This window comes from uncultured Desulfovibrio sp. (assembly GCF_949282365.1).
GTDB lineage: Bacteria > Desulfobacterota > Desulfovibrionia > Desulfovibrionales > Desulfovibrionaceae > Desulfovibrio.
In genome coordinates this window covers 1-24140 of sequence record NZ_CASDOY010000009.1, presented here as the reverse complement: position 1 = coordinate 24140, position 24140 = coordinate 1, and the positions used below count along the sequence as shown (strand labels likewise).

Here is a 24140-nt window from a genome sequence, read left to right as displayed (position 1 = left end):
GCAATGATAGCCTCGAAGGGGCCCTGTACGGCCCAGCGGCCCCTCCCCGGCCCCTCTGCCGAAACACTTTTCCGGCTACGGGCACAGGTCCCCGTCGCCGCCTCGTGTCCAGGGGCGGAACGGACAGGGCCGTTGCCGTGCCGCGCCTTCTGACGCTTTCCCCTTGAACGACTTTCCGAACCTTCCCCCCTTCCGGGAGGGCACCAAGGACGCCATCGCGGCGTCCTTTGTTTCATCAGGGACGAGTCGCAGAGGAAGACCGGGCGATGTACGCCATGAGGCGGGTCCGCAGTGCCGTGATGGCCGGTTCGTCCGCATCCGCATACCACTGGGTCCCCTGCCCATAGCCACCCTTCAGTACCCGCCCTGAAGGTATCTCGAAACAGCGTTCATCTTCTCGCACGCATACACAATCTTCATAGCGCGCTTTTGCCGAATATTTCAATTCCATCCCCTGCCACTGTTCCCGCTGTTCTTTTCTGAAGACAACAGCGTTCCGGTACCAGCCGACGACATAGCTTTTTTTCTTTACGGGATGGCGTGAAAAAAAGACGACTGTCACCTCATCAACAGACATGGCATCTTTGTCTGCGCCTATCCTTTCGATGTGGAGAGCGACGGATCGTCCGTCGATATATCTAATGGGAACATTTCCGTAACAATAACCATCCCTTTTTGTGAAATTGAATATCTCCTCGCCTGTCTTATGCTCTTTTACATATTTGAAATTCGAGATGATATCATCTTGTCCGTCATAATATTTCATCCAGCCTATATTAAAGCATATCAGTCTCATTCTTTCCCCCGCTCGAACCGTCGCATGACGATGGCAGCACATGACATATGCTGCGGCATTTTTTGCCGGCGGAACAGGCATCTGCCCGAAGCGCCCCTCTCCTGCCAAAGCACATTGGGGAAAGGATGGAATCCCTTCCCGCAGCGCGCAGTCCCTCTCATGCGGAACCAGGGCGTGTCGACACTGTCCGCAACTTGTTTTCGGAGGGAAGGGAAAGCCCCCCTTTCCCCAGCGCGCTCTTTCAGATGGGCGCGGGAGCATGCGGCAAGCAGCCTTCACAGGCATGCCTGACAGTCATTTTTATTTATTTGAAATAGTTGTGAAATTTATTTCAATACACCCTAGGCGTTCCGGCGCAACCAGGCTTCCAGCACGGCCAGGTTGGTGGCGAAGCTGGCGCGGCCGTAGCCCATGCGCACATAGGGCGCCTGCATGTCGTAGACGTTGCCGGGCAGGAGCAGCACCCCGGCGGACCGGGCCAGATGTTCGCAGAAGGCCAGGGCCGAGCCGAAGCGGGCCGCGAAATCCGGCTGCAGGGCGTGGAAGGCGATGGGCCCTGCCTGGGGCGGATTGGCGCGGAAGACGTGCCCGTGCCGGGCGAAGAAATCCGCCGCCACCTGAAGGTTGCGGGCGATGATGGTCCGGTTGCGGGCCAGGATGGCCGGGCCGTGCTTCAGGGCCAGCAGGGCCAGGGCTTCGGACGGTGTGGGGCAGCAGATGCTGAGATAGTTCTTGTAGCGGCTCAGGGCGCCGATGGCATCCCGCTCCTGCGAGACGATCCAGCCCAGGCGCAGGCCCGGCAGGCCGTAGGCCTTGGAGAGCACGCCCACGGAAAAGGCCCGCTCGTAGATATCGCAGAAGGCGGGCGGCACGGCCTCCGGCGCTTCCAGGCCCCGGTAGACTTCATCGGCCAGGATGCGCAGGCCGTGACGGCGGGCCAGCTCGCAGACGCGCTGCCGCTCTCCGGCCGACAGGGCATGGCCGGTGGGGTTGTTGGGCGTATTCAGCACCAGCAGGCGCGTTTCGGGCGTGATGAGCCCTTCCAGCTCGTCAAGGTCGCAGTACCAGCCTTCCCGTCCCTGATGCAGCGGCCAGAAGGAAAGCCCGCAGCCCGCGGCCCGGGCCACTTCATAGAGCGACTGATAGGTGGGGAACTGGCAGATCACATGCGCGCCCGGCTCCACCAGCACGTTGAGCGCGGCGAAGATGGCCTCCTGCGCGCCCGCATGCATGAGCACGTTTTCCGGGCCGCAGTGCGTGTACAGGGCGGCGACCGCTTCCCGCAGGGCCGGGGCCCCGTCGTTCTCGCTGTAGCCCAGCCAGGTGTCCAGAAAGGGCTCCCGCGCGCCCGGCTCCATATCCAGCAACTGGCGGATGCTCAGGGATTCGCAGTCCGACTGCGCCAGCAGGTACGGTGCGCTGAATTCATGGCGTCCGAAAAAGATCTCCAGTCCGAAATCCCTGATCCTCATACTCCCTCCGCAGGCTGTGTCCAAGGGGAGGACGCGTCCCGGGACGCTCCCCGGCAGTGTGGCATGACATGCTGAAAAACACGTTCCTTCGTCCCTGCGCGGAGCCTTCCCTGATGCCCCGGCAAGCGGCGTTTTCCGGGGGCGGTGGGCCGGAGGGACGGAGGCGGGCGGAACAGTGCCGTCGCCCTGCTCCGCCCCGGGTGACGGTCGCCCGGGCAGGACCATGGCCTTCCCGGGCCTTTTCCATCCTCCTTGTAAAAGCGCGTTGGGGGGGATGGAGGGCACGAGGGAAGGAGTCCCCCGTGCGCGGGCCACGGGGCTCCCTTCCCCCCGTTCAGCCGTGCATCGCCCACCGGGCCACGCCGGGATGGCGCGACGTGCCCCTTCCCGCGCATCGCGGTGTCACGCCCTAGCCTTGACGGCAGAGCACGGACAGCAGGGCCGCCTTGCGCTCGCCGTAGCGCAGCCGCCACCAGCGCCGCCGCCAGCGCAGACGGGCGCGGTCCAGGCAGAGGTAGACCACGGGCGTGGTGTACAGGGTCAGCAGCTGGCTCACCAGCAGGCCGCCCACGATGGTGATGCCCAGGGGCTGGCGGATCTCCGCGCCGTCGCCCTGGCCCAGGGCCAGGGGCACGGCCCCGAGGATGGCGGCGGCCGTGGTCATCATGATGGGCCGGAAGCGCAGGCGGCAGGCCTCGTGGATGGCCTCGCGCGGGGGCAGGTTGCGGCTGCGCGCGGCGTCGATGGCAAAGTCGATCATCATGATGGCGTTCTTTTTGACGATGCCGCAGAGCAGCAGCACGCCGATGAGGGCGATGACGCTGAATTCCATGCCGCAGGCCTGCAGGGCCAGCAGGGCCCCGATGCCCGCCGACGGCAGGGTGGAAAGGATGGTCAGGGGGTGGATGAGGCTTTCGTAGAGCACGCCCAGCACGATGTAGAGCGCGGCCAGCGCGGCCAGGATGAGCAGGGCCTGGTCCCGGACCGTATCGCTGTACATCTTGGCCGTGCCCTGGAAGCTGCCCACGATGGTGGACGGCATGCCGATGCGCACGCGCGCTTCGTTGATGGCGGCCTGGGCCTGGGACAGGGACGCGCCGTCCGCCAGGTTGAAGGACAGGGTCACGGCCGCGAACTGTCCCTGATGGGCCACGGACAGGGGCGCGAAAGCCGGCGAGACCTCGGCCACGCCCAGCAGGGGCACGGCGCCGTCGCGGCCCGGCAGCCAGACCATGCCCAGCGAATCCTCGCCTTCCAGCCAGGGCAGGGCGTATTCCAGCACCACGCGGTACTGGTTCTTCTCCTCATAGATGGTGCTGACCTGGCGCTGGCCGAAGGCATTGTTCAGGGCCGCGTCCACATCGCGCATGGTCAGGCCCAGCCGGGCCAGGGCGTCGCGGTTGACGGTCAGCATGGTCTGCAGGCCGCGTTCCTCGATGTCGCTGTCCACGTCCTTGAGGATGGGGATGCCCGTGAATTCCTGCTGCAGGCGGCGGCCCCAGCGGCGCAGACTGTCCAGGTCGTCGGCCTGCAGGGTGTACTGGTACTGGGAGCGGGAGCTGCGGCCGCCCATCATGATGTCCTGCGCGGCCTGCAAAAAGATCTGCAGGCCCGGCTCCGAGGACATCTTGCCGCGCAGGCGGGCGATGACCTGCTGGGCGCTGATGCCGCGTTCCTCCAGCGGCTTGAGGGAGATGAACACCCCGCCGCCCCCGCGGCCGCCCGAGATGTGCGCCGAGACCTGGTCCACCGCCGGGTCGGCGCTGAGGATGCGCACCAGCTTGGCCAGCTTGACCTCCATGTCCTGGAAGGAGGCGCTCTGGTCCGCCCGGATGCCGCCCATGATGACGCCCGTGTCCTGCTGGGGGAAGAAGCCCTTGGGCACCACGATGTACATCCAGATATTGGCCGCCACCACCAAAAACAGCACCAGCAGGGTCAGGCGCCAGTGGTCCAGCACCACAGAGAGGCTGCGGGTGTAGCCGTCCTGCATGGCGGCCAGGAAGCGGCCCCACAGACGCCCCAGACGGGTGGGCAGTCCCTGCTCTTCCGGGGCCTTGCCGCGCAGGCGGGCGCTGCGGCGCGCCAGTTCCTCGTCGAAGGGACGCAGCAGGGTGGCGCACATCATGGGCGTGGTGGTCAGGGAGACCAGCATGGAGACCAGCACGGCCGTGGCCAGCACCACGGAGAACTCGCGGAACAGGCGGCCCACCACGCCGCCCATGAACAGGATGGGGATGAAGACCGCCACCAGGGACAGGGAGATGGAAATGACCGTGAAGCCCACCTCGCGCGCGCCGCGCAGGGCGGCCCGCAGAGGTTTTTCGCCCATCTCCAGGCGGCGCACGATATTCTCCAGCACCACGATGGCGTCGTCCACCACAAAGCCCGTGGCCACGGTCAGGGCCATGAGCGAGAGGTTGTCCAGGGTGTAGCCGCACAGGTACATGACGCCGAAGGTGCCGATGAGCGAGACCGGCGCGGCCACGGCCGGGATGCTGGTGGCGCGGCCGTTGCGCAAAAAGAGGAAGACCACCAGCACCACCAGAGCCATGGACAGGAGCAGGCTCTTCTCCACCTCGTGCAGCGAGGCGCGGATGGTCTGCGAGCGGTCCATGCGTACCGAAAGGTTCGCGCTCTCGGGCAGCCAGGAACGCAGCTGCGGCACCATGGCCTTCACCCTGTCCACGGTCTCGATGATGTTGGCCCCGGGCGAACGGAACACGATGAGCAGGATGGACGGCTTGCCGTTGGAAAGGGCCATCTGGCGGATGTCCTGGCTGGAGTCGGTCACTGTGGCCACGTCCCCCAGACGGATGGCCACGCCGTCGCGCTCGGCCACGATGACCTTGCGGTACTGGGCCGCGGTGCGCAGCTGGTCGCTGGCCGCCACGATCCACGAAAGGCTCTCGTTCTCCAGCCGTCCCTTGGGCAAAAAGGCATTGGCTCCGTTGAGGGCCGTGCGCACGTCCTCCATGGACAGGCCCGTGCGGTGCAGGGCGTCGGGCGAGACGTCCACGCGCACGGCGGGCAGCGCGCCGCCGCCCACGGTCACTTCGCCCACGCCGGCTATCTGGCTGATCTTCTGGGCCAGCACCGTGGAGGCCGCGTCGTAGAGCTGGGTGCGGCTCAGGACGTCCGAGGTGACGGAGAGGATGAGGATGGGCGCGCCCGAGGGGTTCACCTTGCGGTAGGTGGGATTGGACGGCATGGTGGGCAGGGTGGAACGGGCCGCGTTGATGGCCGCCTGCACATCGCGGGCCGCGCCGTTGATGTCCCTGTCCAGGTCGAACTGGAGGATGACGCGCGTGGAGCCCAGACTGCTGCTGGAGGTCATCTCCGTCACGCCGGCGATGCGGCCCAGGGCCCGTTCCAGCGGCGTGGCCACGGTGGAGGCCATGGTCTCGGGGCTGGCCCCGGGCATGCTGGCCTGCACCCTGACCACGGGGAAGTCCACTTCGGGCAGGGGCGCCACGGGCAGCAGGAAGAAGGCCACCATGCCCGCCAGGGTCACGGCGATGGTCAGCAGGGTGGTGGCCACGGGCCGGCGGATGAAGGGCGCGGACAGGTTGAGGGGGATGAACTCCGGGCCGAAGCGTTTGCGCCGTTCCCCGGCCAGGGCCAGTTCCTGCCCTTCACGGGCGTGGCTGTCCTCCTTTCCGGGCGCGGCGGCCCGCGGCGTCTCCTCAGGCCTGCTCATGAGCGGCCTCCCGGGGACGGCGGCCCAGCTTCCCGGCCAGCCGCGCGAACCAGATGTAGACCACCGGCGTGGTGAACAGGGTCAGCACCTGGCTGACGATGAGCCCGCCCACCATGGTCACGCCCAGGGGACGGCGCAGTTCCGCGCCCATGCCCCAGCCGATCATCAGGGGCAGGGCCCCCAGCAGGGCCGCCATGGTGGTCATGAGGATGGGCCGCAGGCGCAGCAGGCAGGCCTGCCGGATGGCGGCCTGCGGGTCCTTGCCTTCCTGCCGCTCGGCCTCCAGGGCGAAGTCGATCATCATGATGGCGTTTTTCTTGACGATGCCGATGAGCAGGATGATGCCGATGATGCCCACCACGCCCAGCTCCATGCCGCAGAGCATCAGGGCCAGCGCGGCGCCGATGCCCGCCGACGGCAGGGTGGAAAGGATGGTCACGGGATGGATGTAGCTCTCGTAGAGCACGCCCAGCACGATGTACATGGTGACCACGGCGGCCAGGAGCAGCCAGACCTGATTGTCCGTGGACGAGGCGAAGGCATGGGCCGCGCCCTGGAACTGGCAGCGCAGGGACGAGGGCAGCTCCAGCCGCGCCAGGGTCTCTTCCACCGCCTTCACGGCCGCGCCCAGGGAGGAACCTTCGGCCACGTTGAAGGAGATGGTGGCCACCGGGAACTGGCCCTGCCGCATGGTGGCCGGGCGCGCGGAGCGTTCCTGCATGCGCACCAGGGCCGAGAGCGGGATGGGCGCGCCGTCGCTGCCCTTGACGTAGATCTTTTCCACGTCGTCCGGGCCGCGCCGGAACTGCGGGGCGCTCTCCAGCACCACCTTGTACTGGTTGGTCTGGGTGAAGATGGTGGAGATCAGGCGCTGGCCCAGGGCATCGTAGAGGGCGTTGTCGATGACGTCCATGCTCACGCCCAGACGGCTGGCCGCGTCGCGGTCGATGTCCAGCCAGAGCACGCGGCCCCGGCCCAGCAGGTCGCTGGTCACATGGCTCAGTTCCGGGCGCTGCTCCAGGGCCTCCAGCATTCGGGGGATCCAGCTTTCCAGCTGTTCGTCGCTCAGGGCCTCCACCGAAAGCTGGTACTGGGTGCGCGAGACGCGGTCCTCCACGGTCAGGTCCTGCACGGGCTGCAAAAAGAGCTTCATGCCCGGCTGCCGCTCCACCCGCGCCATGAGGCGGCGGGCGATGGCGGGCGCGCGCCGGTCGCGGTCCTCCAGCGGCTTGAGGTTGACGGTCAGGCGCGAGGTGGCCAGGCTGGGGTTGATGCCGTCCACGCCCACGAAGAAGGCCACCCGCTCCACGGCGGGATCGGCCAGCAGCAGATCGGCGAGCTCCTGCTGGCGGCCGGCCATGGCCGCGAAGGACGTATCCTGCGGAAATTCCGCGATGCCCTGGATGACGCCCGTGTCCTGGGTGGGGAAGAAGCCCTTGGGCACCAGGACGTACAGGGCCACGCTGAGCAGCAGGGTGCCCACGGCCACGGCCAGGGTCAGGCGCTGGTGGGCCAGCACCCAGTCCAGCTTGCCTTCATACCAGCGCAGCAGGGCCGCGAAAAAGCCGCCCCCCCCTTCCGCGCGGCGCTCCGGCCGCAGCATGACCGCGCAGAGCATGGGCGTCAGGGACAGGGAGATGACGGCCGAGATGAGGATGGTCACGGCCAGGGTGACGGCGAACTCGCGGAACAGACGCCCGGCCACGTCGCCCATGAACAAAAGCGGGATGAGCACCGCCACCAGGGAGAGGGTCAGGGAGATGATGGTGAAGCCGATCTGCCCCGCGCCGATGAGCGCGGCCTGCAGGGGCTTGTAGCCGTGCTCCAGGTAGCGGCTGATGTTCTCGATGACCACGATGGCATCGTCCACCACGAAGCCGGAGGCGATGACCAGGGCCATGAGGGTCAGGTTGTTGAGCGAATAGCCGGCCAGATACATGACGCCCAGCGAGCCCACCAGCGACAGGGGCACGGCCAGGGCCGGGATGATGGTGGCCTGCACGTTGCGCAGGAAGATCCAGATGACGGCGATGACCAGGACCACGGCCAGCAGCAGTTCCAGCTGCACGTCGTGCACCGTGGCCCGGATGGTGGTGGTGCGGTCCGTCACCACCTGCACCTGCACATGGCCGGGCAGGGTCTGCTGCAGCTGCGGCAGCAGGCGGGTGATGCTGTCGGCCACGGTGATGACGTTGGCCCCGGGCTGGCGCTGGATGGAAAGCACGATGGCCGGGCGGAAGCCCTGCCCGCCGTCGGCCACATAGGCGGCCAGACGGGCGTTCTCCGCGCCCTCCTCCACCGTGGCCACGTCTTCCAGGCGCAGGGGCGCGCCGTTTTTGTAGCCGATGACGGTGCGCGCGTACTCCTCGGCCGAGGCCAGCTGGTCGTTGGCGTCGATGGTGCTGGTGCGCTGGGGCCCGTCGAAGCTGCCCTTGGCGTCGTTGACGTTGGCCGAAGCGATGGCCGAACGCACGTCGGCCATGGTCAGCCCGGCCGAGGCCAGGGCCGAGGGATTGACCTGCACCCGCACCGCGGGCCGCTGCCCGCCCGAAAGGGTCACCAGGCCCACGCCGGTGATCTGCGAGATCTTCTGCGCCAGGCGCGTGTCCACCAGGTCTTCCAGACGGGTCAGGGGCATGGCGTCGCTGAAGACCGCCAGGGTCATGATGGCCGGGTCCGCCGGGTTGACCTTGTTGTAGACCGGCGGGTTGGGCAGCTCCGAGGGCAGGAGGTTGTCCGCCGCGTTGATGGCGGCCTGCACCTCCTGCTCGGCCACGTCCAGAGGCACGGAAAGGTCGAACTGCAGGGTGATGACCGAGGCCCCGGCCGAGGACAGGGAGGTCATCTGCACCAGGCCGGACATGGTGCCCAGCTGGCGTTCCAGCGGCGAGGTGACCACCGCGGCCATGACCTCGGACGAAGCGCCCGGATACAGGGTCTGCACCTGGATGGTGGGATAATCGATCTGCGGCAGGGCCGCCATGGGCAGATAGTGATAGGCCAGCAGCCCGGAAAGCAGCAGGGCCACCATCAGCAGGGACGTGGCGATGGGACGGAGGATGAAGATGCGGGAAATGTTCATGGGCTGCTCGTCTGTAGCGTTCTCCTGCGGGAGCGGAGCCTGCCTCCGGGGGCGGGCGGCCCGCGCCCAGCGGACGACGGCACGGGCGGCACGGACGGCCGGACGCTCTCCGGCCCCCGGCTAACCGGCGCTGTCCTCCGGCACGGTCACGCGCGGCGTCTCCATGCTGGCCGCCACACGCACGCGCAGACCGTCGCGCAGGCGGTCCAGACCGTCCACCACCACGACCTCGCCCGCGGCCAGGCCCTTGTCGATGACGGTCAGGCTGTCGGTGCGCACGCCGGGCGTCACCACGCGCAGGTGCACGGTATCCTTGTCCACCACATAGACGTAGGAGCCTTTGCTGCCCAGCTGCACCGCCGCCGTGGGCACCGTGACGGCATGGGGCAGCACCGTGACCAGCAGCCGGGCATTGACGAACTGGTTGGGGAAAAGGGTGTGGTCCTCGTTGGCGAATTCGGCCTTGAGCTTCACCGTGCCGGTGGCGGTGTCGATCTGGTTGTCCATGCTCAGCAAAAAGCCCTGGGCCAGCATGGCCTGCTGCTCGCGGTCCCAGGCCTGGACCAGCAGCCGCCCGCCGCTCTTGCGGGCAGTGCGCCAGTGCTGCGCCACCAGGGGCACCCGGCTTTCCGGCAGGGTGAAGACCACATAGGACGGCCGCAGCAGGGTGATGCGCACCAGGCCTTCCGTATCCGAGGCGCGCACCATGTTGCCCTCGTCCACCTTGCGCAGGCCCAGCACGCCGTCGGCCGGGGCCGTGATGCGGCTGTACTGCAGCTGCAGGGCCGCGGAGTCCACGGCGGCCTTGTCGGCCTGCACCGTGCCCTCGTACTGGCGCACCAGGGCCTTTTGGTTGTCGTACTGCTGCCGGGAGATGTGGCCGTTGCCCACCAGGCTCTCGTAGCGGGCCAGGTCGCGCCGGGCGTTCTCCAGCTGGGCCGTATCGCGGGCCAGCGCGCCCCGCGCCTCGCCCAGGGCCGCCTCGAACGGCCGGGGGTCGATCTCGGCCAGCAGGTCGCCCTTGTGCACGAACTGCCCTTCGCTGAAGTGCAGCCGCTGCAGATGGCCGTCCACGCGGCTGGTGACCAGCACGTCGCTGGAGGGTTCCACGGTGCCGAGGCCGTTGAGGAAATGGGGCATGTCCTGCTCCAGGGCCGTGGCCACCCGTACCGGCGGCGTATCCTGGGGCATGCCGCGCTGTTTCGGCGTGGCGAAGAAGCCCCGCCAGAGCAGCGCACAACCCAGCAGCAGGGCCAGCACGACCAGCAGGCGGCCTTTGCTCATGGTGATCTTCACAGCTGTTCTCCATGATCGTCCGGGGCGAAGCGCACCTCGAACAGGGTCTCGTTCTCTCCGCTGTGCCGGTACGTCACCGACCAGCCCAGCTGTTCGCAGGCCCGGCGCACCAGCGACAGGCCCAGACCGCTGCCGCCCGGCGTGGCGTCCCCGCGGGCGCGGACGCGCACCCCGCGCGCGAAGATGTCCAGATCCTCGGGGATGCGGCCCGCGTTGCGCACCTGGAGCGCGTCGGCATCCAGGCGCACGGCAACGCGGCCATTTTCGGAATATAAGCGGGCATTGTCCAGCAGATTCTTGACCACGATCCGGGCCAGGGCCGCCTGGGCCTGCACCTCCTGCGTCGCGGGCAGGTCCAGGGCGAAGCAGTCCTGCCCCTGGGCGCATTCGCGCACCAGCAGGGCCAGGTCCACGGGCTCCGGCTCGATGTTCTCGGGACGGCGCGCCAGCAGCAGGAGCACGCCCACGGTGGCGGCCATGTCGCGCACCGTGCGTTGCAGGCGTTCCACCGTGGGCGTGCAGCGCTCCGCGCCGGGCAGGCTTTCCAGCTGCAGCTCCAGCACTTCCAGCCCGCCCTGCATGACGGTCAGGGGCGTGCGCAGTTCATGGCTCACGTCGCCGGTGAAGAAACTCTCGCGCTGCACGAAGCGGCGCAGGGCCGCCTCGCGGCTGGCGATGGCGCGGGCCAGCACGCCCACCTCGTCCCTGAGCTCCACCTGCGGCAGCGGCGGCAGGCCGGGATAATCGCCGCCCGCCCGCGGCACCGGGCAGCGCGACACGGTGCGGGTCAGGGCCGTGAGCTGACCCGTGAGCCGCCGGCTGAGCAGGAAGGCCAGCAAGGCCGCCACGCCCAGGCCCAGCACCGCGCACAGGCCCAGCACCCGGGCCAGCTGGCCCTTGATGGTCACCAGCAGGCCCGTATGGCCGCTCAGGGCGTAGCGCACGCCCTTGTGCTGCTCCAGCAGCACGAAATCTTCCATGCGCTCGAAAAAATGCAGCCCCGGCTCCAGTCCGCGCCACGCCGCGGGGATCTGCTTGCCCACGCGGAACTGCAGGTCCATGAGCGCCGCCAGGTCGGCCCCGTAGACCAGATTGTTGTGCCGCCCCCGGTCCTCGGCCCGGCGCGAGCGTTCCTCGGCCTCGATGAGGGCGTTCATGATGGGCCGGGCGTACCAGTCCACCAGATGCGCGCCCAGACGGTCATGGGCCAGCAGGCCCACCATGCCCATGGTCAGGCCGAGACCGGCGGCCAGCAACATGAAGGAGGCCAGCAGGCGGCGCCGGATGGACGAGCCGCCGCTCACGCGCCCGGCTCCTCTTCACGGCCGAGGCGGTAGCCCACATGGGAGATGGTGTGCAGGACGGAACTGCCGAAGGGCTTGTCCAGATGCTGGCGCAGCTCGTGGATATGGGTGCGCAGGGCGCTGCCGCCGGGCAGGTCGTCGCCCCAGAGGCGGCGCTCCAGCTCCTCGCGGCGCACCAGGGCCGGCGCGCGGCGGGCCAGCTCGCAAAGGATGCGGAAGCCCGTGGGGCTCACCTTCACCTCGCGCCCCTGCCGTGTGACCCGGTGCCCGGCCACGTCGATGCAGACGTCGTCCACCCGCAGCTCGCCGCCCTGGCCCGACTCCTGCGCGCGCCCGCGCCGCAGCAGGGCCCGGATGCGGGCCTCCAGCTCGCGCAGGGCGAAGGGCTTGACCAGATAGTCGTCGGCCCCGGCATCCAGGCCCAGCACGCGGTCGGCCACGGTGTCCCGCGCCGTGAGCATGATGACGGGCACCTGCACGCCGTGTTCCCCGCGCAGGGCGCGGCAAAGGCTGATGCCGTCCAGGCCCGGGAGCATGATGTCCAGCACCACCAGGTCGAACTGGCCGGAAGCGGCCATCTCCAGACCGGCCCGACCGTTGCGCGCGCAATCCAGTTCGTAGCCCAAGGGCTCCAGATAGGCATAGAGGTTGGCGAGGATGTCCTCGTTATCTTCCACCAGCAGGATCGAGACAGGCGCCATGCGCACCTCCGCGAAAAAGACGGGGCGCCGCGCGCCCCTGGAAGCGAAAAAAAGGCAAGGCGCGCACGCCCTGCCCCTGCGGCCCGGTCCGCGCCGGGCCCCAACGTCATTCGATGATGGCCAGAGCGTCCACTTCCACCTCATTGGGATGCTTGGAGCTCCAGTCCACATGCCCCATCAGCCGCACCTTGTCCTGCGGCGTGACCGTCAGGTGGCCGAAGGTCTCGTGCTCTATCTCCACCACCACCCGGCCGCTTTCGTCCTCGAAGAGGTAGCGGTCCTTGCGGGGGATCTTTTCCAGGATGTGGCCTTCCAGCACACAGGGGGCGTCGTCCCGGGCATTGAGCACATCGGCCGCCCGCGTCACCGTGGGCGAAACGCCGGGCCCCACGAAACCCGCCGCGGCGGCCCCCGGCGGGAGCAGCATCAGCCCGGCAGCCAGCAGAAGCATCAGAGAAAAAACGCGCATCACAACTCCGCCGGCGGGGCGGCCCGCCTGTCAGGCTACTTGAGGATTTCCAGGACCTTCACGTCCACCTTGGTGGGATCCATGATCTCCTTGTCCAGCTTGCCGGAAAGGCGCACCCGGTCGGCGGGCGTCACCGTACGGCCGGCAAAGACTTCGTAATCGATCTCTACCATGATGGTGCCCGTGGCGTCACGGAAATTGTACTTGTCATCGCTGCCGGCCACGCGCTCCACGATGTGGCCCGTCAGAATCACGGGAGCGTCGTCCCAGGCTTTGAGGGCCTTGGCCACCGTATCGGCCTGGACGCCGGACGTGGGGCCCTGGAAACCGCCGGCAGCCTGCCCCGGGCCCTGGAAACCGCCCTGGGCGGCCATGACGGGGAAGGCGAGGGCCAGAACCAGCACACAAGAAAGCAGCAGACGCATGGGATATCTCCTTTGACGGCCTGGCCGGGGCCACGCCGGTTGATGTTGGGGGACGGCGCGCTCCCGCGCCGTCCCGGGGCGGTCAGAACCTGTCCGCAGCTCCACACTGCGCCCGGGGCTGTCAGCAAAGTGTCAGCTGGGGGGAAAAGCAGGGGCCGCATCCGCCCTATCCCATACCATCATTTTGTTTTTACTGGATAATTTTTATTTTTGCCCTGTATCCCCTGCGTCTGCGGCCGCAGCTATTCCCCGCACACGGCCGCTTTCATCGCGGTCTGTGTCCCCTGCGTCTGCGGCCCGCAGCGCAGGCCGCTCAATCCAGCTCGCGGCCCACCCAGACCGCCCGGCCCACGATGCGCACCAGATCGGCCAGCTGGTCGGTGGTGCAGGCCTCGATGGGCGCGTAGGCCGGATTGTAGCTGCTGAGGATCAGCCGCCCGGGCATGGCGTTGACCACCTTGAGGTAGACCAGATCCTCCACGCTCACGGCATAGATGCGGCCGGGCACCGGGTCCCTCTGGCTCTGGTCCACCAGGACCACGTCGTTGTGGCAGATCTGCGGCTCCATGCTGTCGCCGGAGACGCGCAGCAGGGCCATGTGCGCGGGGCTGCCCTTGCGGCGCAGGAAGTCCTCGCGGAACGCGTAGTGGCGCACCACGTCGGCGCTGGTCTCGAAACTGCCCGTCCCGGCGGAAAGGCGCGCCTCCACCAGGGGCACCATGACCAGACCGGCCTGCGGCTCCCGCAGGGCCCCTTCCACGCTCCCCTGTCCGGCCAGCAGCCAGTCCAGCGAGCAGGCCAGGGCCGTGCCCAGGCGCACCGCGAATTCCCCCTTGGGCAGCTGGCCGTTCTCGTACTGCTGGATGGTGGTCAGGCTGACCCCCACCCGCGCGGCCAGATCCTGCTTGCGCAGGCCGAGGGCCGTGCGCCGCCGCCGCAGGCGCTCGGCGAAACCCTGGGTGGACATGAAGGAAAAGCTGTTTTCGCTCTCCATAGGCTCTCCAAAAATTTATCTAATAAAAACATTCTATTGTCTGCAACTTACAAGAAAAATTATAAATTTTTCCTTTGATTTGAAAAGAAAACTTGCACATACTGCGACTGTTGCCCGTATCGACCATAAAACAGCCTGCCGGCAATGGCAACGCCGACGGCAGGCCCCGGCCGCCTTGCCCTGATGGCAGGAAAAGTTTTGGCCGGCAGCAACTTTTCCGCAGGCTGCTGCGGAACCTCGTGCCATCCTCAAACGAAAGGGAGTCATCACATGAACACACGCCCCCAGGACATCTTCCCGCGCCCCCTGACGCGCGCGGCCGACGAGGAGCCCGCCGAAGGCTCCCTGCTCTGGGCCGCGGACCAGCTGCGCCGCATCGCCCGCATGCTGGAGGAGCTGCAGGGCCGCCCGCCGCACGGCGAAGGGCCCCTCCCCCCGCTACCGGGAACCCGCTCCGCGCCTGCCGCGTCCGGCCCGGACGACGGCCCGCCCGATATCACGGAGCCCGTGCCCTTTCCGGCGGCTGCCATGCCCCGCCGCCTGCATCCCGCCGCCATGCCGGAGGCCCGTCATGTGGTCCAGTAGCGGCGCCCCTGACCCTGTCGCCCGCCGGGAGGCCGCCGCGGCCCCGCCCCCGGACTGGGAAAGCCTGCTGCCCCTCCTGCCCGGGAGCGTACAGCTGCTGCGGCAAACGCTGGACGATGACACGGCCCTGCACAGTCTGCTGCGCCGCTGCGGCGGCCTGACCCTGCGCATCCCCCGCCGCTTTCCGGCGGAGGGGCATTTACTGCGCCGCCTGCTGCCGGAGCCCTGCCTGCGCCGTCTGCTGGCCGTCTACGGCGGCACCTGTCTGTACATCCCCCGCTGCGCCCGTCTCGCCCGTCAGGTCCGCCAGCGGGAACTGCTGGACGCCTTCAGCCGCCATACGGCCACGGGCACCTCCAGCAATGTCGAGGTCCGCTTCCTGGCCCGCCGTTACGGCCTCACGGACCGGCGCATCTGGCAGCTGCTCAAGGAAGACAGCCGGCTGCCGCAGACCGCCGCCCGAGGCCCCGCCGACACGGCCTGCCGCGGCTGATCCGCTCCCCTCCCTTTCAGGCCGGACGGGAAAGGCACACGCCTTTCCCGTTTTTTCTTGCCCCGTTCCGAAGAAGCACTTGCCCCGCACAGGCCGCTACGCCTGCCACAAGGGCCCGCCAAGCGGCAGGACGCCTTCACCGCAGGCCGGGCAGGTCGCCTCCCTCTTTCCCGGCCTGCCCGCGCCTGCCGCGTGTCCCCCTGTTCCTCCAGATGGCCGCAGCGAAAAACACCTGCCGGCCCCGTCCGTTCCCTCTCCTCCGGGGTCTTCCGCCCCGCGTCACGGCCGCTTCCCCACACGCCCGTTCCCGGCACTGCGGGGGCGAGACGCGCGGCCTCGTCCCCGCCTCCTGCCCGCGCTCCCCCGCGCCGCATCGTGCGGCAGGCCGCGCCCCTTTTCGGCCGCGCATCCTTCTCCTGCTGAAATCCTTCAAACTTACGCCGGCGGCCTTTTGCGGCATGGTGGACCCACGGGCGCGGCACTGCCCCGCCATCACCGCAACATGACGCAGGAGGGCGCATGAACGATCAGGCTTTTTCTCTGGCCCATGCTTTCACGGCCCGCTGGGAAGGCGGCCTTTCAGACCACGAGGCCGATCCCGGCGGCATCACCAATCACGGCATCTCCCTGCGCTGGGTCACGGACCTGGCCCGGCAGGCCCGGGCCCGATGCCTGCGCGACGCCCGCCAGTGCGATACCTGTCCCCGCCGCACCGGCCCGGACTGTGATTACTTCAGCCTGGACCTGGACAATGACGGCGACATCGACGCCGACGATATCCGCGCCTGTACCAGAGAGCAGGCGGCCCGCCTGTTCCGCAGGCATTTCTGGGACGCCCTGGGCTGCGGGCGCCTGCCCCTGCCGCTGGCCGTGACCCTGTATGACGGCGCGGTCAACATGGGCCCCGGCCGGGCCGTGAAGCAGCTGCAGGAGGCCCTGAACGCCACGGGCGAGAGCCAGCTGGACCAGTATTCCCCCATCGTCGAGGACGGCATCATGGGACCGGAGACCCGCGAACTGGCCCGGGCCCTGGCCGACGTGCATCTGGAGTGGTACGCGGCCCGCAGCAGCCTGCGCCTGCGCGATGCCTTTTACCGGCGTCTGGCCGCCGGCCGCCCGGCCATGAAGGTCTTCCTGCAGGGCTGGCGCAACCGGGTGAAGGCCCTGGGCCAGCATCTGGCCGATCTGGAACGGGAGGCGCAGTGATGTGGGACCTGCTGCGCCGTCTGGGGACCCGGCTGCTGGGCGGCCTTGCGGGCGGCCGTCGCGAGCGCCGGGAACTGCTGGCCGCCCAGATCCGCCTCAATGAGCGCGAGGTGGAACAGGCCCCGGCCAGCCGTCTGCGCCTCTGGCGTCCCTTCCTGGGCTGGGTGCTGGCCCTGCTCTTCTGCTGGGAAGTGCCCGTGCGCCTGCTGCTCGTGCCCCTGCTGGCGCCCGGGCTGACGGACCGGCTGCCGCCTCCGGCCCTGGACCAGATCCTGGGCCTGCTCACCGGCATGCTGGGCCTGCCCTTCTGAACGACGGAGATCGCCATGACCAGCCATCTGTTCAACGCGGCCCTGCCCCTGCTGCTGGCCCTGCTCCATGGCCTGCTGCTCTGGGCTTTGTGGAGCCTGCGCCGCAGCTTCGTTCCCCATGCCGAGCATCTGCGCTGTCGCCGGCGCGACCAGCAGCGCGAGGCCCTGTGGCTGCGCCGTCTGGACCTGCTGGAACAGTCCCTGGAGCGGGAGCGGGAACAGTTCGCCCCGCTGGCGGCGGAAGTGCGCGCCCTGCGGGAAGCGACAGCACAGCTGCACAGCCAGCTGCAGGCCCAGGAAGAACGCTTCGGCTGTCTGGAACGCCTGCTGGAACGTCTGGAGCGGCATCTGGAGCGGCAGGAGGACCGCTGGCAGCGCCTGCCCGGGGCCGCCCTGCCCGCCCTGCTCCGCTGCCCCTCCGCGCGTGAGGTGCAGTGATGCCGGCACGCCGCGCCCCCTGCCGGGAAAAGGCACTGGAAAAAGCCCTGCACCAACGCCTGCAACGCCTGACCGCCCGTCTGGAGACGGCCGACATCGCGGAAAAAAGCATCGATATCGTCAAGGAGATCAAGGAACTGCACGCCCTTGCCCGCACGCTGGAGCAGGACGGCGCAGCGCAGGTGGATGCGGCGCGCGCCCCAGCGCCCCTGGTCGTCATCTGGGCCGGACAGGGCCCGGAGGGCGGCCCTCCCGAGACCCCGAACCCCTGAGCCCTATGGAAACGTCCACGCCCTGCGTCATCCCCTATGCGCCGCGCCCGCTGCAATGGCGCTTCCACCAGCAGCGCGGCCGCTTCTGCGTCCTGCTCTGCCACCGCCGCTTCGGCAAGACCGTGGCCGCCGTCAACGACCTGCTGCGCGCGGCCCTGCGCAGCTCGCGGCCGGACTGGCGCGCCGCCTATGCCGCGCCCTATCTGGGCCAGGCCAAGGCCGTGGCCTGGGACTATCTGCGCCATTTCGCGGGCGTGATCCCGGGCACGCGCTTCCACGAGGGCGAGCTGCGCTGCGACCTGCCCAACGGCGCGCGCATCCGCCTGTACGGCACGGACAACGCCCAGGCCCTGCGCGGCCTGTATCTGGACGATCTGGTGCTGGACGAGCCCGCCGACATGCCCCGCGAGGTCTGGAGCCAGATCCTGCGGCCCGCCCTGGCCGACAGGCAGGGGCGCGCCCTGTTCTGCGGCACGCCCAAGGGCTGCGACAACCTGCTCCATGATGTCTGGCAGCAGGCAGGCAGCGAAGGCGCGGCCGGAGGCTGGACCCGCTTTCGCTTCCCGGCCTCGCAAACAGGCTATCTGCCGCAGGAGGAGCTGGAGGCCGCCCGGCGCAGCATGAGCGAAGCCGAATACCGGCAGGAATTCGAATGCTCCTTCGCCGCCGCCGTGCGCGGGGCCTATTACGCCGCCCTGCTGGACGCCGCCGATCTGGCGGGCCGCATCCGCCCCCTGCCCGTGAGCCCGGACCTGCCCGTGCATACGGCCTGGGACCTGGGCATGGACGATGCCACGGCCGTCTGGTTCTTCCAGGTGGAGCCTTCCGGGGCCTGGCGCATGCTGGACTATTACGAGGCCAGCGGCGAAGGCCTGGCCCATTACGCGGCGGTGCTGGCGGCCAAGGCCCGGCCGGAAGGCGCCGGCAACGGCGACGGCCCGGCGGGCCGGGGCTTCTGCTACGGCCGCCACCTGGCCCCGCACGACATCCGCGTGCGCGAGCTGGGCACGGGCCAGAGCCGTCTGGAATGCGCCGCGCGTCTGGGCATCCGCTTCGACATCGCGCCATCCCTGCCTCTGGCCGACGGCATCGACGCCGTGCGCCGGGCCCTGCCCCGGCTCTGGTTCGACAGCCGCCACTGCGCCGCCGGGCTGGCGGCCCTGCGCGCCTACCGGCGGCAATGGCGGCCCCGGCAGGAACAGTTCTCCCCGGGCCCGCTGCACGACGCTTCCAGCCATGCCGCCGACGCCCTGCGCTACGCGGTCACGGGCTTCCGCCCCCTGCAAGGGCCCCTGCCGCCCGCAAGGGCCCGCATCAGCTACGACGTGCTGGGCCTGGGCCGCTGATCCGGGATCATCCGTGCCCGGGCCGTGACCGTCTCTGGCCGGACCAGGATCATGCCGGCCATCCCGTCCCCGTCCCGGCCCACCCGGGCGAACGGGGCGCGAGCGCCGCCAACGACACGCGCCCCGCCCCGTGGCCGCCGGACAGCCCCGGATACCGGGACCGAGCCGCGGGTCCGGCCGTGATGCCCGCCCCGCACGGCAGGACGCCGGGCAACATGTCCGCCACGCCCCGCACGGCCTTCCCGGCGGTACGGAGGCCACGCCGGGAGCCACGGCAGCGGCCGCCCGCCGGATATCCGCGAACGACACAGGAGGAAGACATCATGGCCCCTTGCCCTACCGACTCTTGCCGCATCAGCCCATGCCATACCGGCCCGGACGAGCCCGCCGCGGCGATGCCCTTCCGTCTGGAGGCCGTGGAAGACGACGCGCGCCGCGCGGCCCTTTTCGGGCGCATGCGGCGGGAAGGCCTCGCCGGCTGCGCCATGTACGCCTGGGCCGAGCCCCGGGAGGAGGACTGGCTGCGTCTGGTCAGCGCCCCGGGCAGCCTGCTGCTGCAGGCCACGGCCCCTGACGGCGCGGTCCTGGCCTGCGGCCTGTTCAGTCCCTGGCGGGGCCGGGTGCGCGAATTCGACTTCACGGTCTTCCGCCCGGCCTTTCCTCTGGCCGTGCCCCTGGCCCGCGCCGCCTTCGGGCTGGTCTTCCGGCAGACGGAGACCAGCGCGCTCTGGGGCCTGTGCCCGGTCAGCAACCGCCATGCCTGGCGGCTGGCCGAAGCCTGCGGCTTTTCCGTCACGGGCCGCCTGCCCGGAGCCTGCTGGCTGGCGCGGCGCGCCGCCTTCGTGGACGGCGTGCAGGTGGTCTGTACGCCGCGCTCCCTGGCCCTGGCCCGGCAACGCGACCGGCCCGCCGCGCAGTCCCGTCCGGCGGCGCAGCGCTTCATGTAACCGTTCTCAAGGAGGAAATCATGGGATTCGGAGGATCATCCAGCCCCAGCGTGCCGGAGGTGCAGCCCGCGCCCAAGGCCGCCACGCCCAAGCCCGTCAGCGAGGCCGCCACGGCCGCCCGCCAGGACCAGAAGGACAAGGCCGCCAGGGCCGCCGGCATCCGGGCATCCATCCACACCACGCCGCTGGCCCCGCAGGAGGTCCGCGGCAAGACCCTGCTGGGGCAGTAGGATGTCCGGCATCAGCCCCCATCCGGCCTCGTGTCGCGGCTCCCGGCCCCTGCCGGACAGCCGGCGCCCCTCTCCACTGCCGGCGGCAGGGGACGCAACGGCGGGCGGGCATCCCGCCCCCCGTCTGCTGCGGGGCAGGCGGGAAGACGGCGCTCCGGGCAGGGGGCCCGGAGACCCGGACGCAAGCCCTCTGGCCCGGCAGGTCCCGGCCCTGGCCCGCCGTTACCGGGCCCTGCTGGAACGCCGTTCGCCCTGGGACGCGGCCTGGGAAAGCCTGGCAGGGCATTTCCTGCCCACCCGCTTCCGTGCCGACGACAGCCTGGACGACCGCCCCCTGCTCAACCGCTCGCTGGTGGACGCCACGGGCATCCTGGCCATGCGCACCCTGGCCGCCGGAACTGAGCGGGCGCCGCCTCAAGGTGGAATTCGTCTCCCTGCTGGCCCAGGCCCAGAAGCTGGTGGGCATCAGCGCCACGGACCAGTATCTGGCCCTGACCCTCAAGGCGGCCTCGGCCTGGCCCGAGGCCCTGGACAGCGTGGATGTGGACAATCTGCTGGACAATTACGCCGACAGCCTCGGCCTGCCCGTGAGCCTGACCCGCCCGCGCGAGGAACGGGCCCGCCTGCGTGCCGGACGCAACGAGGCGCGGCAGACGGAACAGCAGCTGGAACTGCTGCAAAAGGCGGCCGACCTGGGCCGCACCCTGGCGGACAGCAGCCTGACCGTGGAAGGGGAAAAGAGCTCCGTGCTCCAGGTACTGGCCGATCTGGCCAGCAGGGCCGTCCCGCCCGGGGCGGCGCCTGATCCCGGCACGACGCCGGAAGGAGGACGACCGTGATCCATGACGACGATGTGTTCCAATACGCAGGACAGGCCCCTGCCGCCCCGGCTCGGGAGCGCTGGCGGGCCGGGCTGTGCCGGGCCGTGGACGGGCTCATGGCCTCGGCCCACGGGCGCGACCTGCTGCGCTGGCTCTTGCAGGCCGGGCTCTGTTTCAGCGCGGCCAGCCCCGGCCCAGCGGCCGACGCCGGAAGGATCTACTGGGAGGAAGGCCGCCGCCATGTGGGCGTGGCCGTGCTGCGTCTGCTGCAGGAGGCCGATCCCTCCCACCTGCCGCGACTGTTTTTGACCCGAAAGGAGGATGACGATGCCCGAAACTGAACAGCTCCTGGATGAAGGCGGCATGGCGCCCCGGCCCGAAAGCGGCCTTTACGGCCTGCTGGCGGAGAGCGGCGGGCCCGCCGGGCCCCCGGCGGACGGCGCGCCGCAGGAAAGCCCCGCGCCCGGAGATGGATCGCAGGCCACGCCCGACGACGAGGCGGCCCGTCTGGAAGCCCATCTGCGCCGGACCGACGCCCAGCGCCGCGCCCGCTGGCAGCAGCAGGTGGAACAGTGGCGGCAGGAGGCAGCCGGCGACCCGGAACTGGGCGGCGAACATCTGGCCGCCAGCGTGGCCCGGGCCCAGCTGGCCCTGGACCGCTTCGACACGGACAAGAGCATCGGCCGCCTGCTGGAAGAAAGCGGCTACGGCAACCACCCGGCCGTGCTGCGCTTCTTCAACCGCCTGGCCGACAGCCTGCTGGAAGACAGCCTGCCCGGCAGCGAGGGCGGCGGCAGCCTGCCGCCCCTGGAAGAACGCATGTACGCGGGCTGGAGCTCGCAGCGGCCCTAGGCTCTGCCCCACCCTTCCCCGGCAGGCCGCCCCCGGAACGGGCGCGGGCACGGCGTACGGGATGACCCGGCGGGAAGATCACGGCCGGCCCTCTCCGTGCGGCAGCGCTCCGCTGCCTGCACCAAGGGACGGCATCTGGGCATGACGGCCGGTCGAAGCCGTCCTGCGCAGCCGCCCCGGACGGATCATCCCCGGCCGCGCAGCCCCGTTCCCCGTCCGGTCTCCCCTCCGCGAGAACGGCGGCGGTCCCGGCGTCGTCCGGCTGGCATCCGGCTGCCGTCCTGTTGCCGCCCCTCCGACGCTGCGGGACAGCACGCCCGACCTGCCCCGCAGCGCCGCATGTCCCGCGCGGCCGTCCGCCGTCCCGCGCTCCTGTCATCACCCCCCACCTTTTTGCAAGGAGTCCCCATGTCCGCCACTCTCGGATTCGTGGCCACCCTGGCCGAAATGGAACAGTTCTACCGCGGCGACAAGGCCGGGCAGATCATCGAACTGATGAACAAGACCAACGACATCATGGATGACGTGCCCTGGATGGAGGCCAACCAGTCCGACGGCCATCTGACGCGCATCCGCACCGGCCTGCCCGCCGTGTACTGGCGCCGTCTCTATCAGGGCACGCCGCCGGCCAAGTCCCAGTGGGGCCAGGTCAAGGAGGGCTGCGGCATCCTTGAGGCCATCATGGAACTGGATGTGGAGGAGATCCGCCTGTACGGCGACCGCGACCGCTCCTTCCGCATGAGCGAGGGCATCGCCTTTGCCGAAGCCATGCGCCAGAAGGTGGCCCGCACCCTCTTCTACGGCGACAGCAACCTGAACCCGGACGAATTCAACGGCCTGGCCATGCGCTACCCCGCCCGCGACGCCGAGAACGTCTTGGACGCCGGGGGCCGCGACGGCGGCTGCACCTCGCTCTGGCTGGTCTCCTGGGGGGCGCAGTCCGTGCATGGCATCTATCCCAAGGGCAGCCGCGGCGGCCTGTCCCACGAGGACCTCAAGACCTACATGGCCCAGGACGAGAACGGCCGCAAATACCAGGTCACCGGCGACAAATACAACTGGCGCTGCGGCCTGGCCGTACGCGACTGGCGCGGCGTGGTGCGCATCGCCAACGTGCCTGTGGCCGCCCTGGGCAAACGCAAGGGCGAGGAAGGTTTCATCGACCTGCAGAAACTGACCATCGAAGCCAAGAACCGCATGCCCCAGCATCTGCGCCAGAAAGCCGTCTGGTACGCCAATGCCGACGTGCTCACGGCCCTGGAGCTCCAGAACTCCGACGCCGGCCAGGTGCAGCTGCGCTACGGCGAGTTCTTCGATGCCCAGGCCGTGCCCGTGCTGCACGGCCGCCCCGTGCGCCAGTGCGACGCCATCGCCTCGGATGAGGCCGCCGTCTAGGCCGTGGACGCCCGAGGGGAGGGACAACGGCCTGCCTGCCGGAAAAAACAGCCCTGACTGTGCAGATGCCCGCGAAGCCTGACGGCCTGACAGCACGGCCCCGGCGGGCCGCCATCCGGTCGCGCTCTGCTGTCGATGCCCGTAGCTTCCTCCGTCGCAACGGGCACGGCCTTGCGGCCGCCATCCGGTCGCGCTCTGCTGTCGATGCCCGTAGCTTCCTCCGTCGCAACGGGCACGGCCTTGCGGCCGCCATCCGGTCGCTGCCCGCGGGGAGGACCGGCTACCACCGTGCGTGCCATCATGGCCCGTACGAAAGCCCTCTGCCCGCGCGAAATGGCTTTCCCTCCCCCTGACCTCCCCAGCCCCCTGCCCCGGTACGCCTGCTCCGGTACTGGAGGCCATCCCTCCAGCTCCGCCACCCACGCCCGGAAGACCTGCGGCCGGCAGGCACGGCCCCTGCGGGCCGACGTCCGTCCGCGGCCGCAGGACTTCCCCAACACGACAAGGAGCCATCATGGCCATCATCGACAGTCACTGCATCCTTTTCGAAGGCCCCCTGAACGCGGAAAGCACCGGCAAGGCCGTGCCCCTGACCGCCCTGCGCCTGCCCGGCCGCATGGAGGCCATGCCCCTGCGCATCTCCGTGACCAGGGGCTTTGAGGCAGAAAAGACCACTTCGCTGTCCCTGACCCTGCAACAGGCCGACAGCGCCGACGGCCAGTGGCAGGACGTGCCCGGGGCCGCCATCAGCGTCCCGGGAGCCGAGCTGGCCGAAGGCGCGCGCCTGGGCTGGCGTTTCCTGCCCCAGGCCGTGCGCAAGAACTGGTTGCGCCTCAAGCTGTCCCCGGCCGGGGACGGCAGCCATGACGGGCACATCTTCGCGGCCCTGCTGCGCGAGGAGGACTTCCCTTACGAAAAGGGGTTGCGCGTGCGCTAGACCCGGGACCCATGACCTTTTGTTTTGAGGGGGGAAGGGCCCCTTTTGCTTTGCTCCGGTGCCGCCTG

The 24140-nt window shown here is 69.4% G+C and carries 24 protein-coding genes; 14 read left to right on the top strand and 10 right to left on the bottom strand.

Translation table 11 applies throughout. The annotated features are described in order from the left end of the window. Positions 1 to 235: 235 nt before the first annotated feature. The 10 genes from Q1X76_RS03910 to Q1X76_RS03865 form a co-directional block, all read right to left on the bottom strand. Positions 236 to 766, bottom strand: coding sequence for a hypothetical protein (locus Q1X76_RS03910; RefSeq protein ID WP_300718220.1), 531 nt, complete (start codon positions 764 to 766; stop codon positions 236 to 238). A gap of 371 nt (positions 767 to 1137) precedes the next feature. Beyond that, positions 1138 to 2268: an aminotransferase class I/II-fold pyridoxal phosphate-dependent enzyme gene (locus Q1X76_RS03905; RefSeq protein WP_300718219.1), complete on the bottom strand. Its 1131-nt coding sequence runs from the start codon at positions 2266 to 2268 to the stop codon at positions 1138 to 1140. Between the two features lie 409 nt (positions 2269 to 2677). After that, positions 2678 to 5968 (bottom strand): efflux RND transporter permease subunit, encoded by a 3291-nt coding sequence (locus Q1X76_RS03900; RefSeq protein WP_300718218.1) that lies wholly within the window; start codon positions 5966 to 5968, stop codon positions 2678 to 2680. Next, on the bottom strand, positions 5955 to 9050 hold the full coding sequence (locus Q1X76_RS03895; RefSeq protein WP_300718217.1) for a multidrug efflux RND transporter permease subunit: 3096 nt from the start codon (positions 9048 to 9050) through the stop codon (positions 5955 to 5957). The genes Q1X76_RS03900 and Q1X76_RS03895 overlap by 14 nt, the downstream gene beginning before the upstream one ends. 120 nt (positions 9051 to 9170) lie before the next feature. Further along, a complete protein-coding gene (locus Q1X76_RS03890) occupies positions 9171 to 10346 on the bottom strand; it encodes an MdtA/MuxA family multidrug efflux RND transporter periplasmic adaptor subunit (RefSeq protein ID WP_300718216.1) in 1176 nt (391 codons plus the stop codon). Then, positions 10343 to 11650 (bottom strand): HAMP domain-containing sensor histidine kinase, encoded by a 1308-nt coding sequence (locus tag Q1X76_RS03885; protein WP_300718215.1) that lies wholly within the window; start codon positions 11648 to 11650, stop codon positions 10343 to 10345. The genes Q1X76_RS03890 and Q1X76_RS03885 overlap by 4 nt, the downstream gene beginning before the upstream one ends. Beyond that, a complete protein-coding gene (locus tag Q1X76_RS03880; RefSeq protein ID WP_300718214.1) occupies positions 11647 to 12351 on the bottom strand; it encodes a response regulator transcription factor in 705 nt (234 codons plus the stop codon). Before Q1X76_RS03880 ends, Q1X76_RS03885 begins: the two co-directional genes overlap by 4 nt. 106 nt (positions 12352 to 12457) lie before the next feature. Beyond that, a complete protein-coding gene (locus Q1X76_RS03875) occupies positions 12458 to 12820 on the bottom strand; it encodes a NirD/YgiW/YdeI family stress tolerance protein (RefSeq protein ID WP_300718213.1) in 363 nt (120 codons plus the stop codon). Between the two features lie 35 nt (positions 12821 to 12855). Continuing rightward, positions 12856 to 13245: a NirD/YgiW/YdeI family stress tolerance protein gene (locus Q1X76_RS03870; RefSeq protein ID WP_300718212.1), complete on the bottom strand. Its 390-nt coding sequence runs from the start codon at positions 13243 to 13245 to the stop codon at positions 12856 to 12858. 313 nt (positions 13246 to 13558) lie between these two features. Beyond that, positions 13559 to 14239 (bottom strand): helix-turn-helix transcriptional regulator, encoded by a 681-nt coding sequence (locus Q1X76_RS03865; protein WP_300718211.1) that lies wholly within the window; start codon positions 14237 to 14239, stop codon positions 13559 to 13561. 270 nt (positions 14240 to 14509) lie between these two features. On the opposite strand from Q1X76_RS03865, the gene Q1X76_RS03860 reads away from it, so the two are divergent. The 14 genes from Q1X76_RS03860 (at position 14510) to Q1X76_RS03790 (ending at position 24072) form a co-directional block, all read left to right on the top strand. Then, the gene (locus Q1X76_RS03860; protein WP_300718210.1) at positions 14510 to 14824 is read left to right on the top strand and encodes a hypothetical protein; all 315 of its coding nucleotides are present in this window, start codon (positions 14510 to 14512) and stop codon (positions 14822 to 14824) included. Continuing rightward, positions 14811 to 15317, top strand: coding sequence for a Mor transcription activator family protein (locus tag Q1X76_RS03855; RefSeq protein WP_300718209.1), 507 nt, complete (start codon positions 14811 to 14813; stop codon positions 15315 to 15317). The genes Q1X76_RS03860 and Q1X76_RS03855 overlap by 14 nt, the downstream gene beginning before the upstream one ends. Before the next feature lie 519 nt (positions 15318 to 15836). Beyond that, the gene (locus Q1X76_RS03850; RefSeq protein ID WP_300718208.1) at positions 15837 to 16523 is read left to right on the top strand and encodes a glycosyl hydrolase 108 family protein; all 687 of its coding nucleotides are present in this window, start codon (positions 15837 to 15839) and stop codon (positions 16521 to 16523) included. Continuing rightward, positions 16523 to 16834 (top strand): 3TM-type holin, encoded by a 312-nt coding sequence (locus tag Q1X76_RS03845; RefSeq protein ID WP_300718207.1) that lies wholly within the window; start codon positions 16523 to 16525, stop codon positions 16832 to 16834. The genes Q1X76_RS03850 and Q1X76_RS03845 overlap by 1 nt, the downstream gene beginning before the upstream one ends. 15 nt (positions 16835 to 16849) lie before the next feature. Next, a complete protein-coding gene (locus Q1X76_RS03840; protein ID WP_300718206.1) occupies positions 16850 to 17272 on the top strand; it encodes a hypothetical protein in 423 nt (140 codons plus the stop codon). Continuing rightward, the gene (locus Q1X76_RS03835; protein ID WP_300718205.1) at positions 17272 to 17544 is read left to right on the top strand and encodes a hypothetical protein; all 273 of its coding nucleotides are present in this window, start codon (positions 17272 to 17274) and stop codon (positions 17542 to 17544) included. Before Q1X76_RS03840 ends, Q1X76_RS03835 begins: the two co-directional genes overlap by 1 nt. Positions 17545 to 17549: 5 nt before the next feature. Beyond that, a complete protein-coding gene (locus Q1X76_RS03830) occupies positions 17550 to 18890 on the top strand; it encodes a terminase family protein (protein WP_300718204.1) in 1341 nt (446 codons plus the stop codon). Positions 18891 to 19213: 323 nt separating this feature from the next. Then, positions 19214 to 19837 (top strand): hypothetical protein, encoded by a 624-nt coding sequence (locus Q1X76_RS03825; protein WP_300718203.1) that lies wholly within the window; start codon positions 19214 to 19216, stop codon positions 19835 to 19837. 20 nt (positions 19838 to 19857) lie between these two features. Beyond that, positions 19858 to 20067 carry a hypothetical protein gene (locus Q1X76_RS03820; protein WP_300718202.1) on the top strand — a complete coding sequence of 70 codons (210 nt, stop codon included), beginning with the start codon at positions 19858 to 19860 and terminating at the stop codon, positions 20065 to 20067. A 419-nt stretch (positions 20068 to 20486) separates the two neighbouring features. Beyond that, positions 20487 to 20906 (top strand): portal protein, encoded by a 420-nt coding sequence (locus tag Q1X76_RS03810; protein WP_300718201.1) that lies wholly within the window; start codon positions 20487 to 20489, stop codon positions 20904 to 20906. Continuing rightward, a complete protein-coding gene (locus Q1X76_RS03805) occupies positions 20903 to 21229 on the top strand; it encodes a hypothetical protein (RefSeq protein ID WP_300718200.1) in 327 nt (108 codons plus the stop codon). The genes Q1X76_RS03810 and Q1X76_RS03805 overlap by 4 nt, the downstream gene beginning before the upstream one ends. Next, on the top strand, positions 21216 to 21740 hold the full coding sequence (locus Q1X76_RS03800) for a hypothetical protein (RefSeq protein WP_300718199.1): 525 nt from the start codon (positions 21216 to 21218) through the stop codon (positions 21738 to 21740). Before Q1X76_RS03805 ends, Q1X76_RS03800 begins: the two co-directional genes overlap by 14 nt. Positions 21741 to 22148: 408 nt before the next feature. Beyond that, positions 22149 to 23135, top strand: coding sequence for a major capsid protein (locus Q1X76_RS03795; RefSeq protein WP_300718198.1), 987 nt, complete (start codon positions 22149 to 22151; stop codon positions 23133 to 23135). Between the two features lie 514 nt (positions 23136 to 23649). Then, positions 23650 to 24072 carry a hypothetical protein gene (locus Q1X76_RS03790; RefSeq protein WP_300718197.1) on the top strand — a complete coding sequence of 141 codons (423 nt, stop codon included), beginning with the start codon at positions 23650 to 23652 and terminating at the stop codon, positions 24070 to 24072. Positions 24073 to 24140: the final 68 nt, after the last annotated feature.